This window comes from Streptomyces sp. NPDC001851 (assembly GCF_040297165.1).
Lineage (GTDB): Bacteria > Actinomycetota > Actinomycetes > Streptomycetales > Streptomycetaceae > Streptomyces.
Map to the genome: position 1 here is coordinate 13,435 of NZ_JBEOYR010000031.1, position 16,476 is coordinate 29,910.

Here is a 16,476-nt window from a genome sequence, read left to right on the forward strand (position 1 = left end):
TGAATGCCGAGTGAACTCCCCTGGGAGCCGCGGTGGGTACCCCACACTGCCACAGGCGTATCGGGCGACGGAGGGGGAAGGGTGGCGCATTGGCGCACTTCGTTCGGTGACAGGGCCCGTTACTGGTTCGACAGCACGCTGGCCCGCGGTGCCTCCGCTCTCGTCGGCTGGATGGCACTGGTGTGTCTGGCCGTCGTCGTCCCGGCCAGTGCGGTGCTGGTGTGGACCGACCCCGGCGCGCCGGCGTCCCTGACGGGCCGACTGGCGCAGGTGTGGCACCTCACCGGGGAGACGCTGCGGCTGGGCGGTGCGACGGGCACTCCGCTGCGCGTGACGATGTCGGTACTGCTCGCACTGGTCGCTCTGCTGTATGTCTCGACGGTCGTCGGTCTGATCACGACGGCGCTCACGGAGCGGCTCACCGCGTTGCGACGAGGCCGTTCCACCGTGCTGGAAAAGGGGCACGCCGTGGTCCTCGGATGGTCGGAGCAGGTCTTCACGGTGGTGAGCGAGCTGGTGGCCGCCCACGCCAACCAGCGGCGCGGCGCGGTGGCCGTGCTGGCCGACCGGGACAAGACCGGCATGGAGGAGGCACTGAGCGCGAAGGTGGGTCCCGTCGGCCGTACGCGGCTGATCTGCCGCAGTGGCCCCACAACCGACCCGGCCGTGCTCACCCTGGCCGGCCCGGCCGCGGCCGGTGTCGTGCTGGTCCTGCCCCACGACGAGCCCGACGCCGACGCCGAGGTGGTCAAGACGCTGCTGGCGCTCAGGGCGGCCCTCGCCGAGGACGGAGCGCGTCCGCCCGTCGTCGCCGCCGTCCGGGACGACCGCTACCGCTTGGCCGCACGTCTCGCAGCGGGGCCGGGCGGCGTCGTTCTGGAGAGCGACACCGTCACCGCCCGGCTGATCGTCCAGGCCGCCCGCCGCCCCGGGCTCTCCCTCGTCCACCGGGAGCTGCTCGACTTCGCCGGCGACGAGTTCTACCTGGTCAACGAGCCGGCCCTAACCGGCCGCCCGTTCGGGGACGCTCTGCTGTCCTATCCGACGTCCAGTGTCGTCGGGATCATGCGAGGAGACACCCCCCTGCTCAACCCGTCGGCGCGGATGTCCCTCGCTCCCGGCGACCTGCTCATCGTCATCTCCCGTGACGACGACACGGCCTGGATGGACGACTGTGCGCAGTTGGTCGAGGAGACGGCGGTGGCGTCCGGCCCCGCCACGCCCGCGCGACCGGAGCGCGTGCTCCTGCTGGGCTGGAACCGCCGAGCGCCGCTCGTAGTGGAGCAGCTGCGCCGCCGTGCCCGGCCCGGCTCGGCCGTCGACGTGCTGGCGAACGCTGGTGAAGCGACAAACCGGCAGGTCAGCGAGGTGGACGCGCACAGCGGCACCGACCTGACCGTGACCCTGCACCACGGGGACATCACCCGGCCCGAGACCCTGCGGCAGCTGGACGTTCACTCCTACGACAGCGTTATCGTGCTCGGCCAGGACCCCGCTCCCGGACAACCGCCGGACGACCCCGACAACCGTACGCTCGTCACCCTCCTGCTTCTGCGCCAGCTTGAGGAAGCCACCGGACGTGAACTGCCCGTGGTCACCGAACTGATCGACGACCGCAACCGGGCGCTGGCCCCCATCCGTCCGGGAGCCGACGTGATCATCAGCGGTAAGCTCATCGGCCTGCTCATGGCACAGATCTCCCAGAACCGGCACCTGGCAGCGGTGTTCGAGGAACTGTTCTCCGCCGACGGCACCGGCATTCGCCTGCGGCCGGCCACCGACTACGTGCTGCCGGGGTGTGAGACCTCCTTCGCCACGGTCGTGGCCGCGGCACGTCACCGCGGCGAGTGCGCCATCGGCTACCGAAGCCACGCCGACTCGTCGACGAGTCCGGACTACGGCGTGCGGATCAACCCGGCCAAAGCCGAGCGACGCCACTGGGCGGTCGAGGACGAGGTGGTCGTCGTCGGCAGGGACTGACGCACGAGCCGGACGGCCGGGCCGGCGACTCGGCCGCGAGCACACCGGGGCCCCCGACCGGCTGACGAACACGGCCGCCCGGAACGGAGGCCGGCGGTTCAGCCTGATCGTGCGAGGTTCCCCGGCGGGCCCTCGTGATAGGCGCCGTCGGCGAAGAGGAGGACACGGTGTGCCGTACGCGCGTGGTGGTGCACGGTGCCCAGTACCACCATGTGGTCACCGGCCGGGAGGAGGCGGACGCGGCGGCAGCACAGCGTCGCCGCCGCCCCCGGTATCAGTGGCTCACCGTGCGGTCCGGACTCCGTGGCCAGTCCCTGGAACCGCCGGCCGGGCCCGGCGAAACGGGATGCCAGCTCACACTGATCGGCCGCGAGCACATTGACCGCGAAGTGCTCGGCATCCGTGAACGCGGGCCGGCTGTGGGAGGACAGCGCGAGACACCACAGGACCAGGGGCGGGTCGAGCGACACGGAGGTGAAGGAGTTGACCGTGACACCGACCGGGGCGCCCCGCGGGCCCACGCAGGTGATCACGGTGACTCCGGTCGCGTATCGGCCGAGGACGTCGCGCAGCGCACGCGAGCCGGGGCCGGCCGGGGCGGCACACCGCAGCTCAGCCGGCCCCGCAGGGTCCTCGGCGGTCACCGCCGCGTCGGGTGACACCTTCACGCGCTGTCCAGCCGTCCACGCAACGAGGCCAGCGCCTCGGCGATCTCCGCGTCCTCCGGGTCGAGTACGGCGGCGAGTTCCAAGTCCTCCAGGGCTTCCAGCCGCCTGCCGCTCTCCTGGAGGAGGAAGGCGCGGTTGTAGCGCAACGCGGCGTCCTTCGGATCGAGTTCGACGGCCCGGAACAGATCATCCAGGGCGTCCTGCAGGCGCCCAGCCTCGTAGCGCACTCCCGCACGGCCGGACAGGGCGCTCACCAGGGTCGTATCGGCCTCCACCGCCCGGTCGTAGGCGGCTTCGGCCCCGGCGAGGTCGCCGCCCTCCGCGAGCGCCTGTCCGACGGCGGTGTGCAGATGGGCGTTGGCGGGGTCGAGCCGCAGCCCGGCCCGGGCATCCTGGAGCGCGGCGGCCAGGTCACCGGCCCCGAGGTGGATACCCGCGCGGTTGACGTACGCGTCCACGAACTCGGGGTCCTGCTCGATCACATAGCTGAAGTCGGCGAGCGCCCCGGCCACATCGCCCTCGCTCAGCCTCAGGTCGCCGCGGTTGTAGTAGATCTCCGGGAAGGGGGGCGACAGGCTCAGTGCGCGCGAGTAGTCGGCGAGTGCCTCGTCGCCGCGGCCGAGCCTGCGCAGCAGGTTGCCGCGTTCCAGGTAGTGCTCGGCATGGTTGGGGTCCTGGTCGATGACGACGGCGTAGTCGGCGAGCGCCTCGTCCAGCCGTCCCAGGCCCGCGTACACCCGGGCCCGGTTGTTCTTGAGCACCGAGCGGTGCAGACGGTGTTCGTCCGGGGTCAGCCGCCGGTCCAGGTCGTCGATGCACTCGGTGACCAGGCGCAGCGCCTCCTCGGGATCGCCGAGGTTGACCTCCACCAGGGCGCGACCGTTCTTGTAGAAGGCGCTCTGAAAGGCCTGCTCCACTCGGTCGTGCAGCAAGGATGCCGTGGCGATGGCGCCGTTGAGGAGCGACTTGGCCTTCTTCTCGTCCCGGTCGGCGGGGTCGTTGTGGCGTGTGTACAGCATGGCGGTGGAGTAGGCACACGCCATGTGCACCGCCGGGTCGGTCGACAGCAGCCGCGCCTCGTCGTAGACGGCCTCCGCCTCTTTCGTCCGGCTGAGCATGGACAGGGCGAGACCGAGCTGCACGCCGAACTTCCACCATTGCGCGGTGTCCTGCCGGCCGTCGACCAGGTGCTGGCCGCGTCGGCCGTAGTCGACGACGGCGGTGTAGAAACCGTTGACGAGGCAGTGGTCCGACGCGGCCCACAGGGCGGGCACGGCCTCGCTCACCGGGTCGCTGCCGCGCTCAAGGTGGTACGGCAGTGCACCGAGGGTGAGCGACAGCTCCGCGGTACGGCGCAGGTGCGTGGCCCGGCGGTCGTGGAGGGCGGCACGCTCGGCGGCGGGCAGGGCTTCGTAGGCGGTGCGGGCGGCCGTGCCGTCGGGGCCGTCGAGCAGTCCGTCGGAGGCGACCCAGTGCCATGCGGGCTCGTCCATGCCGCTCGCCGGGGCGGCTGCGGCCTCGGTCACGGGCACGGCCGTGGTGTGGCGGTCGAGTGCGGGGGCCAGGACGCCGCCGGCAGCCGGGATACCCGCGCCGCACAGGACGACGGTCAGTGTGCCGGGACCGACGCGGCGCACCAGCGCGGCGAGGAACTCCTCGTCCGTCGTCTCGGCGTGCTCGGCGTTCTCCACCACCAGGCGCCGCGGCCCGTCGTGGCCGAGCGCGGGCAGCGCGTCGCGGACGAACTCCACCAGCCCGTTGGCGATCCGCCGGGTGCGAAGCCGGGCGTAGAAGCGGGTACGCTCGGCGGGCAGCGCCATGGACGTCAACGTCTCCCGCGAGTTCGGCACCATGGCCGCCAACTCGGGTGCCACCGAGAGAAGTTCGATGTCATGTCGGCGCACGAGTCCGGGATCGGCGGCGAGTACGTCGGGGACCAGGGCCCGGGCGATGGTGCCGGCGGCGGTGTAGGGGCCGCGCAGCCGGCGGTGGGCGTCGACCGGAGGCAGGCACAGGGGTGGCAGCGGGAGGCCGTCGAGGGCTGCGGCCCGGTCGTGCCGTGTGCCGCCCCAGAGCCCAAGGTGGGCGGGCGGCGCGCAGTCAGCCTGCTGCATGTGCGGTCTCCTTTGCGGTGGTGGCGGCGGTGCGGGTGCGGCGCCGCCAAGCACGGAGTGCCAGGTAGGCGGCGAAGACCGGCTCCCAGAAGTTGAGGACGAGGAACGTCAGCACGTCCGCCGCGTTGGCCGGTGAGAGATCGCTGCCGAGCTTGTGCACGGCGACCTCGGTGAGGCGTATTCCGGTGGGGACCGCGGCGGTGAGCAGGGTGACGGTGAGGAAGACGTAGCCGGCCACCATCAGCCACGAGTACCAGCGGGCGATCCGCCGGTCTCGCTCGCCCCAACTGCTCTCGTCCACCATGCGCTCGGGTTTGCCCCACAGCCGCATGAGGCGGTTGCGCAGCATCTGGCGGGCGGTGGTCTGCAGGTCGTTGCAGCCGAGCACGGTGATGGCGAGGTAGTACAGGTCGGTACGCAGGAAGAAGTAGAACTGCCACACCAGCCGGAGTACGACCGCGAAGGCCATCGACAGCAGCAGCCGCCGTACGACGGCCGTGGCACCGCCGGTGCCCTGCAGGGCCGCGGCCACGAGGGTCAGGCCGCTGACGACCAGGACGTCGGTGATCATGCCGGCGAGCATCGGCAGGTAGCGCTTGCGGCGCGGTACGGCGACCAGGCCGTCCAGGGCGGTCACGAAGACCACGTAGTAGAACCGCCGGCTGATCGACAGGGTGGAGTTCAGGCCCAGGCGCCGCCCCGCGAGGGCGTGGGCGGCCTCGTGCAGCAGAATCCACGGCACCTGGCCGAGGACGATGCCGAGGGTGAGCAGTACCAGAGACCGCCGGGTGAAGAACAAGTTCTGGTAGTGCGGTGCCAAGTGGGGCTGCCTGATCATGACCGCGAGCGCGGCGAGTACGGTCAGGCCGTAGACGCCCCAGGCGACCGGGGAGAAGACGGCACGGCCGAGTCGTTGCCAGCGCACCGGGCCCGCTGCGGCGGGCACGTCCTCTCCGTCCTTGACCACGAGTTCGAGCTCGTCGAGGACGTCGAGGAACTCCGCCATGTCCACCTGTTCGCCGTACTGCTCGGTGTACCACCGCGCCGCGGCGTTCGGCGGTGTGCCGCCCTCCAGGCGGCGCAGCAGTGCGGCACCGTCGGGCGGAAAGAGGCCGTAGGAATCGATGTCGGCGCGGCCGACGGTGACTTCGTCGCCCTCGTCGAGATAGGTGAGCGGGTGCAGCCGTACGGGTTCGTCGAAATTCCTGGACGGCGGTGTCGTCACTGCCTCACCTCGCTGTCTGGCGGCCGGTGTGCGGTGCGCGCCGGGCGGCATGGCCCGGCGCGCACCTGCCTGGGATCAGGCGTTGTTGGTGCCGCAGCAGTACGCGGACGCGGCGGCGGATGTCAGGCGGACGGTCCCGGCCTTGCGCACGGCGATCTTCTTCATGGGGATCTCCTTCTCTGCGAAGTGGTGCACAGCGCCGCCGGGGATCCGGACGGCGTACCCGATGCCTCGGGTGCTCTTGGGCGAGAAGAAACACCACGACCATGATTAACGCGTGAATTCCGCGCATTAATTCGCTTGCGCAATGGATGAACGGCCCTGGTGGTGGGCCGGCAAGACGCCTGCCTTTCTTTTGTGATGCTGCGCAGAACGACCTTGTTCGCCCCACCAGGATTCGCGCCCTGATTCGACGCTCGACAGATTTACATCCTGCGGGACAGGCATGTCAACGGCTTGGACGGGGTCGCTGTGACCGTCGTCGAGGGCGTCCGCTCCCTGCTCATCAAGGGGAATCAAGCGTTCAGTCATGAATGTCGGCGGTGGTGGACAAGTACTCCCGGGAAGGCCATAGTCGGCGAGTCGAACGCGGTTGCCGTCATGGGGATCACGTGAATCCTTGTCTCACGTGGCTGCGCGGATATTGCTTTAGGCAGGGCGGGCGGAATGGGGAAATCCGTGCGCTGAATTGGGGGGTCATGATGAAATGCGAGCTGGCCCGAAGGCTGGTGCCGGACGGGATGTGGCGGCTGGTCGAGCCACTGCTGCCCGGCTTCACGGGACGCCGGCAGGGTGGCGGCACGGCGCCGCTGAACGAGAGACAGACCTTCACCGCGGTGGTCTACGTCCTCACGTCGGGCTGCACGTGGCGGCAGTTACCGCCGTGGTCGGGAGTCTCGCCCGCCACTGCGCACCGTCGCTTCATCGCCTGGACTCGTGTGTCTCTCTGGGGCCGCCTGGAGGACGCCGCGGCCGGGCACGCGGACGAGGTGTGGATCGCCGACGTCGTCGCCGCAGCCCGCGAGCGAGCGGTGGCACGCACCTCCGCCGAACCTTGCTGACGCCCACCACATGAGATGCCGGTCAGGGTCGTCAAGCCGGTCGCGCCGGTCTCGGCCGCCGCAGTGCGCCTCCTACCTCGGTGTCCGGAAGCCGCCGATCCGCTGCTCAAGCAGTTCAGCCAGCCGCAGCGGGGTGCGGTCCTCGAACATCGGACCGATGAGCTGCACCCCCACCGGCAGACCCTCGGGGGACCGGCCCGCCGGCACGGCGGTGGCGGGCAGACCGGGCATGGTGGCCAGACCGGCCCAGACGAGCTGGTCGAGGTACGGGTACTCGACCCCGTCGATGTCGATCCGGCGCTCTCGCGGATCGGGCTGGTGGTCGTGCGGGAACGCGGGAGTGGGCGTGACGGGACACACCACGGCGTCGAACTCGGCGAAGAGCTGCCGCCAGCCGTGACGGTGGAGCTCGCGACGGCTGTCCGCCTCGATCCAGTCGCGGTGGCTGAGCACCATGCCCCGCAGCCGCGCCGCGTCGAGACTCCGGTCGTCGTCGCTCAGCCCGGCGGCGTGGGACCGCAACTGCTCGTACACTTCGACGGGAAAGCGTGCGGCGGAGCTCGAAAACAGCAACTGCGTGTAGATCAGCGCGGCTTCGGTCAGATCCGGCAGCAGCGGACTGTGCCGCGCGACGCGGGCGCCGCCGTCGGCAAGCGTGTCGGCCACCCGGTTCACGCCCGCCCGCACAGCGGACCCGGTCGGAATCAGCGGATGGTCGTCGAGGACCAGGACCCGGAAGTCGCGGAGCCGCTCGTGGCGTGCGGGCGGCAGCCTCAGGTCGTGCGCCACACCGAGCGTCAGCGGGTCCGGTCCGGCCATGACATCGAGCAGGAGCGTGAGGTCGCGGGCACTACGCGCCATCGGACCGACGACGGCGAGGTCGAGGTCGGCCGGCAACGCCGGCGCGGCCGGCGGGACCATACCGCGGGTCGCCGCCAGCCCGAGCGTCGGCTTGTGTGCGTAGACACCGCAGAAATGCGCGGGGGTGCGCAACGAACCGCCGATGTCGGAGCCGATGGACAGCGCACCGAATCCGCACGCCAGGGCGGCCGCGGATCCGCCGGAGGAGCCACCCGGCGTGCGCCCGTGGTCCCACGGGTTGCTGGTGGTGCCGTAGATCTCGTTGAAGCTCTGCACATCCTGCAGTCCCAAGGGCACATTGGTCTTACCGAGCACCACCGCGCCCGCGGCCTTGAGCCGCGACACCTGCACCGCGTCCTCGGCCGGCATGTGGTCCCGGTGCGCCGGCATGCCCCAAGTCGTGGGCAACCCGGCGATGTTGTAGGACTCCTTGACCGTCACCGGGACGCCGAGCAGCGGCCGGTCCTCACCGCGGGCGCGCGCCTGGTCGGCACCGCGCGCGGCGGCCCGCGCGCGGTCGAAGTCCGGCACACAGATCGCGTTGATCGCCTTGTCGTCCCGCTCGATACGGGCGATCGCCTCGTCGGTCAGTTCCTCCGAGGTCACTTCACCGGCACGCAGGGCAGCCACGAGTCGTTCGGCCGTCTGGAAAGTCCACTCCATGTACCCGACCGTACCGGCCTCTGGGACAGGTCATGAAATGCCGCTTTGTACAAGGGAGTTGGCGGTCTCATGCACATGATGGGGCACGGCCGGCCTGGGTGCGGATGCCGATGGCGGCGCGGGTTCGGTCAGTCGCTCATCCGGTGGTTCATGAACCAGTGGGTGTCGAAATAGCGGGCCATCGTGAACGGGTGGTGCGGGTCGACGAGGATGCGGCAGACGAACTCCGCGGCCTGGCAGTCGAAGGTGACGTCCTTGTTGTCGACGGACCGGACCACGACGGGCCAACGGTCGGGGTCGTCGCCGTCGGCCCGCCAGCAGTACAGGTCCTCGTGCTCCGTGCCCGCCCAGATGAGCAGCCCGTCCCCGAGACCCGTCCACGGCTCCTGGTCCAGGTCCAGGTATCCGTCGAAGGCGCCCACGCCGAACGTCTCGACCATGCGCTTGTAGTCGCTCGGCAGCGCGGTGCCCAGACGCGACTCCACCTCCGTCCAGTCCACGTCCGGCCGCTGGGCGGGCTGCGTCCAGCCGGTGATCTGCCGGAGCCGCTCCATCCAGTCGACCTCCTCGTCCTCGTCCGGAGCGACCGCCCAAGGTTCTGGCACCTCCCTGTGAGCGACCACCAGCACCGGCCGCTCGACCCCTTCGGCGTCTCGCGCCGTACCGGCTCCGACCCACTGATCCCCGTATGCCCAGGCCCGTATCCTCACGGCCCGGTCCTCGAAGGGAACGAGGAGAGCCGCGCCCCTGGAATCGTCGACCGCCGGATCGGTGAAACCGTCGAGGACGAGGGTGCGCGGTGCGCCGTACCTGTCGGCGAGCAGGTCGGTCAGAGCCTGCGGTTCCAGGTCGCCGGGCAGGTACATGTAGCCGTCTCCCGGGCCCAGCCGGGCCAGCAGGTCGTTGACGGTCGCTTGCGTGAGCTCCATGGCGGACAGTGAAGCGCACCGCACTGACAGCGGCCACGGCGGCAGCAGAGGCCCGGGCAGCGTCCGACCGGTTCCCAAAGAGCCCGACGTCGACCTCTTGACCTCGGTGGCGGCAGCCACTAATTTGCGGTAGCCGATCCATCACTACCGAAAGGGGGCGACCAGCGGATGAACACCAGCTCTGATCTCGGTCGCCTCGCCCAGCGCACGGTCTGGGTTCCGGGTCGGATCGCGCACGGCTGCTGAGCACGCCGTTCTCATGTGCCTGTCCGTGGCACATTCGGGGATTCCCGTCACCACCTTCCGACACGTCGCTGTCGCGTGCCTTTTTGCGCCTGCTTCTCCGACCTGGCGCGTCTGAACACAGAAAGCTGCCTGAAATTGGCGAACATGATGAACCGACCCACCACACACCGGAACGAAGGCCCGTCATGGTAGCGGCGCGGATCACGGTCAACGGGAAAGAAACACCGATCTCACCGGCTGCGCCGCACACCACAGCGCTCGATTTCCTGCGCGAGCGCGGCCTCACCGGCACCAAGGAGGGCTGTGCCGAGGGTGAATGCGGCGCCTGTTCGGTCCTGGTGGCCCGTCCCGGAGTGAACAAGCCCACCGACTGGGTGGCGGTCAACGCCTGCCTCGTCCCGGTCGCGGCGCTCGACGGTCAGGAGATCATCACCTCCGAGGGTCTCGCCACCGCGGGGGAGCCCGGCACGCCGCCCACCTTGCACCCGGTGCAGGAGGAGATGGCGGTCCGTGGCGGCTCCCAGTGCGGTTACTGCACACCGGGATTCATCTGCAGCATGGCCGCCGAGTACTACCGGCCGAACCGCTGCGCGCATGCGGACTCCGCCGGCGGCACCGACGCCGAGCACGGCCCGAACGGCTTTGATCTGCACGCGCTGAGCGGAAACCTGTGCCGCTGCACCGGCTACCGCCCGATTCGCGATGCCGCGTTCGCCGTCGGTACGCCCTCCGAAGAGGACCCGCTCGCACAGCGTCGCGACCAGTCCCCGCCCGCACCGGTGGCCACCGAATACACCCAGGACGACAGCGCGTTCCTGCGGAAGAGCACCCTGGCCGAGACGCTCCGATTGCTGCGCGAGCGGCCCGACGCCGTGGTGGTCGCCGGCTCCACCGACTGGGGCGTCGAGGTGAACATCCGCTCCCGGCGGGCGGATTGCGTGGTCGCCATCGACCGGCTGCCCGAACTGCGGGAGCTGCGGGCGGCATCGGACCACATCGAGATCGGGGCCGCGCTGACGCTCACCGAGATCGAACGCCGCCTCGACGGCAGCGTCCCGCTGCTGGCGGAACTCTTCCCCCAGTTCGCATCCCGGCTCATCCGCAACAGTGCGACCTTCGGCGGCAACCTGGGTACCGGCTCCCCCATCGGTGACAGCCCGCCCGTACTGCTCGCGCTGGAGGCGTCGGTGGTGCTCGCCGACGCCGACGGTGAGCGCGAGGTCCCGCTGGCGGACTACTTCACCGGCTACCGGCAGAGCGTGCGCAGGCCCGGCGAGCTGATCCGCGCGGTGCGCATCCCGCTGCCGCTGTCGCCGGTCGTGGCCTTCCACAAGATCGCCAAGCGGCGCTTCGACGACATCTCCAGCGTGGCGGTCGCCTTCGCACTCGACATCGAGGACGGAGTCGTCCGCAAGGCGCGCATCGGCCTGGGCGGCGTCGCCGCCACCCCGATCCGCGCCCTCGCCACCGAGGCCGCCCTGGAGGGCAGGCCGTGGTCGGCGGAGACGGCCGAGGCCGCGGCCCAGGTGCTGCAGGCCCAGGGCACGCCGATGAACGACCACCGGGCCAGCGCCGGCTACCGCTCCGCGATGCTCGGCCAGAGCCTGCTGAAGCTGTACGCGCAGACCACCGAGGCGGTGCCGTCATGAGCCATCTGTCCCAGCGCCCCGAAAAGCCCGTCGTCGGCGTTTCGATGCCGCACGAGAGCGCCGGCCTGCACGTCACCGGCACCGCGCTCTACACCGACGACCTGGTCCATCGCACCAAGGACGTGCTGCACGCCTACCCGGTCCAGGTCATGAAGGCCCACGGCCGGATCACCGCCCTGCGCACCGAGCCCGCCCTCGCCGTGCCCGGCGTGGTCCGCGTCCTGACCGGTGCCGACGTGCCCGGCGTCAACGACGCCGGGATGAAGCACGACGAACCGCTGTTCCCCGACGAGGTCATGTTCTACGGCCATGCGGTCGCCTGGGTGCTGGGCGAGACCCTGGAAGCGGCCCGGCTCGGCGCGGAGGCCGTCGAGGTGGAGCTCGACGAACTGCCCTCCCTGGTCACGCTGCAGGAGGCGATCGCGGCGGGCAGCTATCACGGAGCCCAGCCCGTGATGGTGCACGGCGACATCGACGCGGGCTTCGCCGACTCCGCGCACGTGTTCACCGGGGAGTTCCAGTTCTCCGGTCAGGAGCACTTCTACCTTGAGACACACGCGGCGCTGGCCCAGGTCGACGAGAACGGCCAGGTGTTCATCCAGAGCAGCACCCAGCACCCGTCGGAGACGCAGGAGATCGTCTCGCACGTGCTCGGGGTGCCCGCCCACGAGGTGACCGTGCAGTGCCTGCGGATGGGCGGCGGCTTCGGCGGCAAGGAGATGCAGCCGCACGGCTTCGCGGCCGTCGCCGCGCTCGGCGCCAAGCTGACCGGCCGGCCGGTGCGGTTCCGGCTCAACCGGACCCAGGACCTGACGATGTCCGGAAAGCGGCACGGGTTCCACGCCACGTGGAAGATCGGCTTCGACACGGACGGCCGTATCCAGGCCCTGGACGCCACCCTGGTCGCGGACGGCGGCTGGAGCCTGGACCTCTCCGAGCCGGTGCTGGCCCGGGCGCTGTGCCACATCGACAACACCTACTGGATTCCCCACGCGCGCGTCGCCGGTCGTATCGCCAGGACCAACACGGTCTCCAACACCGCCTTCCGCGGCTTCGGCGGACCGCAGGGCATGCTGGTGATCGAGGACATCCTGGGCCGCTGCGCGCCGTTGCTCGGCCTGGATCCCATGGAGCTGCGGGAACGCAACTTCTACCAGCCGGGCCAGGGCCAGACGACGCCGTACGGACAGCCCGTCACGCAGCCCGAACGCATCTCCACCGTCTGGCAGCAGGTTCAGGACGCCGCCGGTGTCGCCGACCGCCAACGCGAGATCGCCGCCTTCAACGCCGCGCACCCCCACACCAAGCGGGCACTCGCGATCACCGGCATCAAGTTCGGCATCTCGTTCAACCTCACCGCCTTCAACCAGGGCGGCGCGCTGGTGCTGATCTACAAGGACGGCTCCGTCCTGATCAACCACGGCGGCACCGAGATGGGCCAGGGCCTGCACACCAAGATGCTGCAGGTGGCCGCGACCACGCTGGGCATCCCGCTGCACAAGGTCCGGCTGGCCCCCACGCGCACCGACAAGGTGCCCAACACCTCCGCCACCGCCGCCAGTTCCGGCGCCGATCTCAACGGCGGGGCGGTGAAGAACGCCTGCGAGCAGTTGCGCGAGCGGCTGCTGCAGGTGGCCGCCACCCAGCTCGGCGCGAACGCCTCGGACGTGCGCATCGTCGAGGGCGTCGCGCGCGCCCTCGGCAACGACAAGGAGCTGGCCTGGGACGACCTGGTGCGCACCGCGTACTTCCAGCGAGTCCAGTTGTCGGCGTCCGGTTTCTACCGCACCGAGGGGCTGCACTGGGACGCGAAGACGTTCCGGGGCTCGCCGTTCAAGTACTTCGCCCACGGCGCCGCCGCGACCGAGGTGGAGGTCGACGGCTTCACCGGCGCATACCGCATCCGGCGGGTGGACATCGTGCACGATGTCGGCGACAGCCTCTCCCCGATGATCGACATCGGTCAGGTCGAGGGCGGTTTCGTACAGGGCGCGGGCTGGCTGACCCTGGAGGACCTGCGCTGGGACACCGGTGACGGGCCGAACCGCGGCCGACTGCTCACCCAGGCCGCCAGCACCTACAAGCTGCCGAGCTTCTCGGAGATGCCCGAGGAGTTCAACGTCACACTGCTGGAGAACGCCACCGAGGAGGGCGCGGTCTACGGCTCCAAGGCGGTGGGCGAGCCTCCCCTGATGCTGGCGTTCTCGGTGCGCGAGGCACTGCGGCAGGCCACCGCCGCGTTCGGGCCGGACGGGGTCAGTGTCGACCTGGCCTCGCCCGCCACTCCGGAGGCGGTGTACTGGGCGATCCAGGCGGCTCGCCAGGGCGATGCCTCCCGGAACGGTCACGCCGGCCACGGGGCTGCCGCACGCGGCCAGACCGGACACGGGCACGCCGCCAACGGCACGGTCCGGACCGACGCCAAAGCGCTGAACGGTGCCTGACATGACATGGATCGCCGCGGTCGCACGGTTGCGGGCACGCCGGGAGTCCGGCGTGCTGGTGACCGTCGCGACCGTGCGCGGTCATGCCCCACGCGACGCCGGCGCGAAACTCGTCGTGGGGCACACCGAGACATGGGGCTCGATCGGCGGCGGCAATGTCGAGGCCGTCGCGATCGACCGGGCCCGGGAGATGATCGCCGCGTCCAAGCCGGAGCCGGAGCTGATCGATTTCGCCCTCAACGACAAGGTGACCAACCAGCACGGCGTGCAGTGCTGCGGCGGTACGGTCTCGGTGTTGCTCGAACCGCTGCCGGTGGTACAGGCGGTGGCGATCTTCGGCGTCGGGCACGTCGGACTGGAACTGGCGCGCATCCTCGCACGTCAGGACCTCGACCTCCATCTGATCGACACACGCTCCGACGTCCTCGCCGAGGACCGGCTCGACGTGCTGGCGGACGCGGTGGCGCAGGTGCACGTGCACCACACGCCACTGCTGCCCGAGGAGGTGCTGGAGGAACTGCCGCGCGGCACCCACATCCTGATCATGACCCATGATCATGCCGAGGACGCCGCCCTGTGTGACGCCGCCCTGCGCACCACCCATCTCGGATCCATCGGGCTGATCGGGTCGGCGGCCAAGTGGGCGCGGTTCCGCAAACGCCTCGCCACCGAGGGCGGTCACGACGAGACCACCATCGACCGGATCAAGACTCCGATCGGGCTGGCCGACATCACGGGCAAGGAACCCGCGACCATCGCCGTGAGCGTCGCCGCCGATCTGCTCCTCACCTTCGAAACCGAGAAGAACTGATCCCCCATCGGACCGGACAGGCTGCCCCGCGCCCGCGCGGACGACCACGGGCGGGGCCGCCCTCTACGCTGCTCGGTACACGCTGTGCGTAGTCAGCGCGGTCGGACGATGAGGGACGATGCATGGACTATTACGATCTCGGCACGTACAGCCGCCCGGTGACCACGTCCTCGCCCGAGGCACAACTCTGGTTCGACCGCGGACTGCTCTGGACGTACGCCTTCCACCACGAGGAAGCCGTCTCCTGCTTCGAGGCCGCCGCGGCCGCCGACCCCGGCTGTGCCATGGCGTACTGGGGCATCGCCTACGCACTCGGCCCCAACTACAACAAGCCGTGGGGCTCCTTCGACGAGCAGGACCTGGCACGCACCGTCGCACGCACCCACGCCGCCGTGGAACTCGCCCACGAAAAGGCGGAAGCCCGCGCCACGCCCGTCGAACGAGCCCTGATCGGCGCGCTGCGCGCCCGCTACCCCCAGGCGCAGGCCGTCGACGACTGCTCCGTGTGGAACGCGCCGTACGCCGACAGCATGCGCGCCGTCCACGCCATCGCTCCCGACGACCTCGACATCACCACCCTGTACGCCGACGCGCTGATGAACCTCACTCCCTGGCAGCTGTGGAACCTGCGGACCGGCGAGCCCGCCGAAGGCGCCCGCACACTCGAAGCCAAGGCAGTCCTGGACCGGGCGGTCGCGACAGATGCCGGGGCGGAACACCCCGGCATCCTGCACATGTACATCCACCTCATGGAGATGTCCCCGACGCCCGAAGCCGCCCTGCCCGTCGCCGACCGGCTGCGCGGCCTCGTGCCCGACGCCGGCCACCTGCAGCACATGCCGTCACACATCGAGGTGCTCTGCGGCGACTACCGGCGAGTGGTGACGGACAACGACGCCGCGATCGTCGCCGACGAGAAGTTCCACGCGCGGGCCGGCGCCATGAACTTCTACACCCTGTACCGGTCGCACAACCACCATTTCAAGATCTACGGCGCGATGTTCCTCGGCCAGTGCCGGACCGCTCTGCAGGCGGCTGCCCAGCTGGAGGCGTCCATCCCCGGGGAACTGCTGCGCGTGCAGAGCCCGCCCATGGCTGACTGGCTGGAGGGCTTCCTCGCCATGCGGGTCCACGTACTGATCCGCTTCGGCCGCTGGAACGACATCCTGCGGACGCCCATGCCCGCCGACCCGGAGCTCTACAGCGTGAGCACCGCGATGCTGCGCTACGCCCGAGGCGTCGCGTTCGCGGCCACCGGCCAGACCGCCGAGGCCGAGGCCGAACGCCGGCTGTTCGGCGAGGCGGTCGCCCGGGTACCGGAGACACGCACGCTGTTCAACAACACCTGTGCCGACATCCTGGCGATCGCGTCGGCGATGCTCGACGGTGAACTCGCCTACCGCAAGGGCGACCATGACACCGCCTTCGCCGCGCTCAAGCGGTCGATCGAACTGGATGACAACCTTCCCTACGACGAGCCCTGGGGATGGATGCAGCCCACCCGGCACGCCTACGGCGCCCTGCTCCTGGAACGGGGTCACGTCGCGGAGGCCGAGGCGGTCTACCGGGCCGACCTGGGACTCGACGACACCCTGCCCCGCGCGGCGCAGCACCCCGACAACGTCTGGGCCCTGCACGGCCTGCACGAGTGCCTGGTCCGGCTGGGCAAGACGGGAGAGGCACAACTCGTGGCCCAGAAGCTGAAGATCGCCCTCGCCATGGCGGACGTGCCGATCGAGGCGTCCTGCTTCTGCCGCCTCGGCGCGGTCACGGACACGGCCGACGGAGGCGGTTGCTGCCCGGAAGACCACGGAGCATGCTGACG

Annotated in this window: 11 protein-coding genes; 6 read left to right on the forward strand and 5 right to left on the reverse strand. The window is 70.3% G+C overall.

The features are described from left to right. The first annotated feature begins 81 nt into the window (after positions 1-81). Positions 82-1,980: a CASTOR/POLLUX-related putative ion channel gene (locus tag ABT171_RS34200; protein WP_351250294.1), complete on the forward strand. Its 1,899-nt coding sequence runs from the start codon at positions 82-84 to the stop codon at positions 1,978-1,980. A gap of 98 nt (positions 1,981-2,078) precedes the next feature. Here the strand turns inward: ABT171_RS34200 and ABT171_RS34205 are convergent, their stop codons facing one another. Genes ABT171_RS34205 through ABT171_RS34215 form a run of 3 tightly spaced genes read right to left on the reverse strand, consistent with a single transcriptional unit; the run spans position 2,079 to position 5,987 of the window. Then, positions 2,079-2,648 carry a flavin reductase family protein gene (locus ABT171_RS34205; RefSeq protein WP_351250295.1) on the reverse strand — a complete coding sequence of 190 codons (570 nt, stop codon included), beginning with the start codon at positions 2,646-2,648 and terminating at the stop codon, positions 2,079-2,081. Then, entirely contained in the window at positions 2,645-4,762 is a 2,118-nt protein-coding gene (locus tag ABT171_RS34210) for a tetratricopeptide repeat protein (protein ID WP_351250296.1), read from the reverse strand. Before ABT171_RS34210 ends, ABT171_RS34205 begins: the two co-directional genes overlap by 4 nt. Continuing rightward, the gene (locus ABT171_RS34215) at positions 4,749-5,987 is read right to left on the reverse strand and encodes a hypothetical protein (RefSeq protein ID WP_351250297.1); all 1,239 of its coding nucleotides are present in this window, start codon (positions 5,985-5,987) and stop codon (positions 4,749-4,751) included. Before ABT171_RS34215 ends, ABT171_RS34210 begins: the two co-directional genes overlap by 14 nt. A gap of 698 nt (positions 5,988-6,685) precedes the next feature. On the opposite strand from ABT171_RS34215, the gene ABT171_RS34220 reads away from it, so the two are divergent. Next, complete coding sequence (locus ABT171_RS34220; protein WP_351250298.1) at positions 6,686-7,048, forward strand: transposase; 363 nt, start codon at positions 6,686-6,688, stop codon at positions 7,046-7,048. 72 nt (positions 7,049-7,120) lie between these two features. Here ABT171_RS34220 and ABT171_RS34225 read toward each other — a convergent pair whose 3' ends face one another. Further along, the gene (locus ABT171_RS34225) at positions 7,121-8,572 is read right to left on the reverse strand and encodes an amidase (protein ID WP_351250299.1); all 1,452 of its coding nucleotides are present in this window, start codon (positions 8,570-8,572) and stop codon (positions 7,121-7,123) included. 128 nt (positions 8,573-8,700) lie between these two features. Next, positions 8,701-9,501 (reverse strand): SMI1/KNR4 family protein, encoded by an 801-nt coding sequence (locus ABT171_RS34230; RefSeq protein ID WP_351250300.1) that lies wholly within the window; start codon positions 9,499-9,501, stop codon positions 8,701-8,703. A 431-nt stretch (positions 9,502-9,932) separates the two neighbouring features. Between ABT171_RS34230 and ABT171_RS34235 the strand changes: the two genes are divergently transcribed. The 4 genes from ABT171_RS34235 (at position 9,933) to ABT171_RS34250 (ending at position 16,474) form a co-directional block, all read left to right on the forward strand. Continuing rightward, a complete protein-coding gene (locus ABT171_RS34235; protein WP_351250301.1) occupies positions 9,933-11,396 on the forward strand; it encodes a xanthine dehydrogenase small subunit in 1,464 nt (487 codons plus the stop codon). Next, on the forward strand, positions 11,393-13,840 hold the full coding sequence (gene xdhB / locus ABT171_RS34240) for a xanthine dehydrogenase molybdopterin binding subunit (RefSeq protein WP_351250302.1): 2,448 nt from the start codon (positions 11,393-11,395) through the stop codon (positions 13,838-13,840). Before ABT171_RS34235 ends, xdhB begins: the two co-directional genes overlap by 4 nt. A gap of 1 nt (position 13,841) precedes the next feature. Continuing rightward, on the forward strand, positions 13,842-14,651 hold the full coding sequence (gene xdhC / locus ABT171_RS34245; RefSeq protein ID WP_351250303.1) for a xanthine dehydrogenase accessory protein XdhC: 810 nt from the start codon (positions 13,842-13,844) through the stop codon (positions 14,649-14,651). Positions 14,652-14,773: 122 nt separating this feature from the next. Next, positions 14,774-16,474, forward strand: coding sequence for a hypothetical protein (locus ABT171_RS34250; protein WP_351250304.1), 1,701 nt, complete (start codon positions 14,774-14,776; stop codon positions 16,472-16,474). Positions 16,475-16,476: the final 2 nt, after the last annotated feature.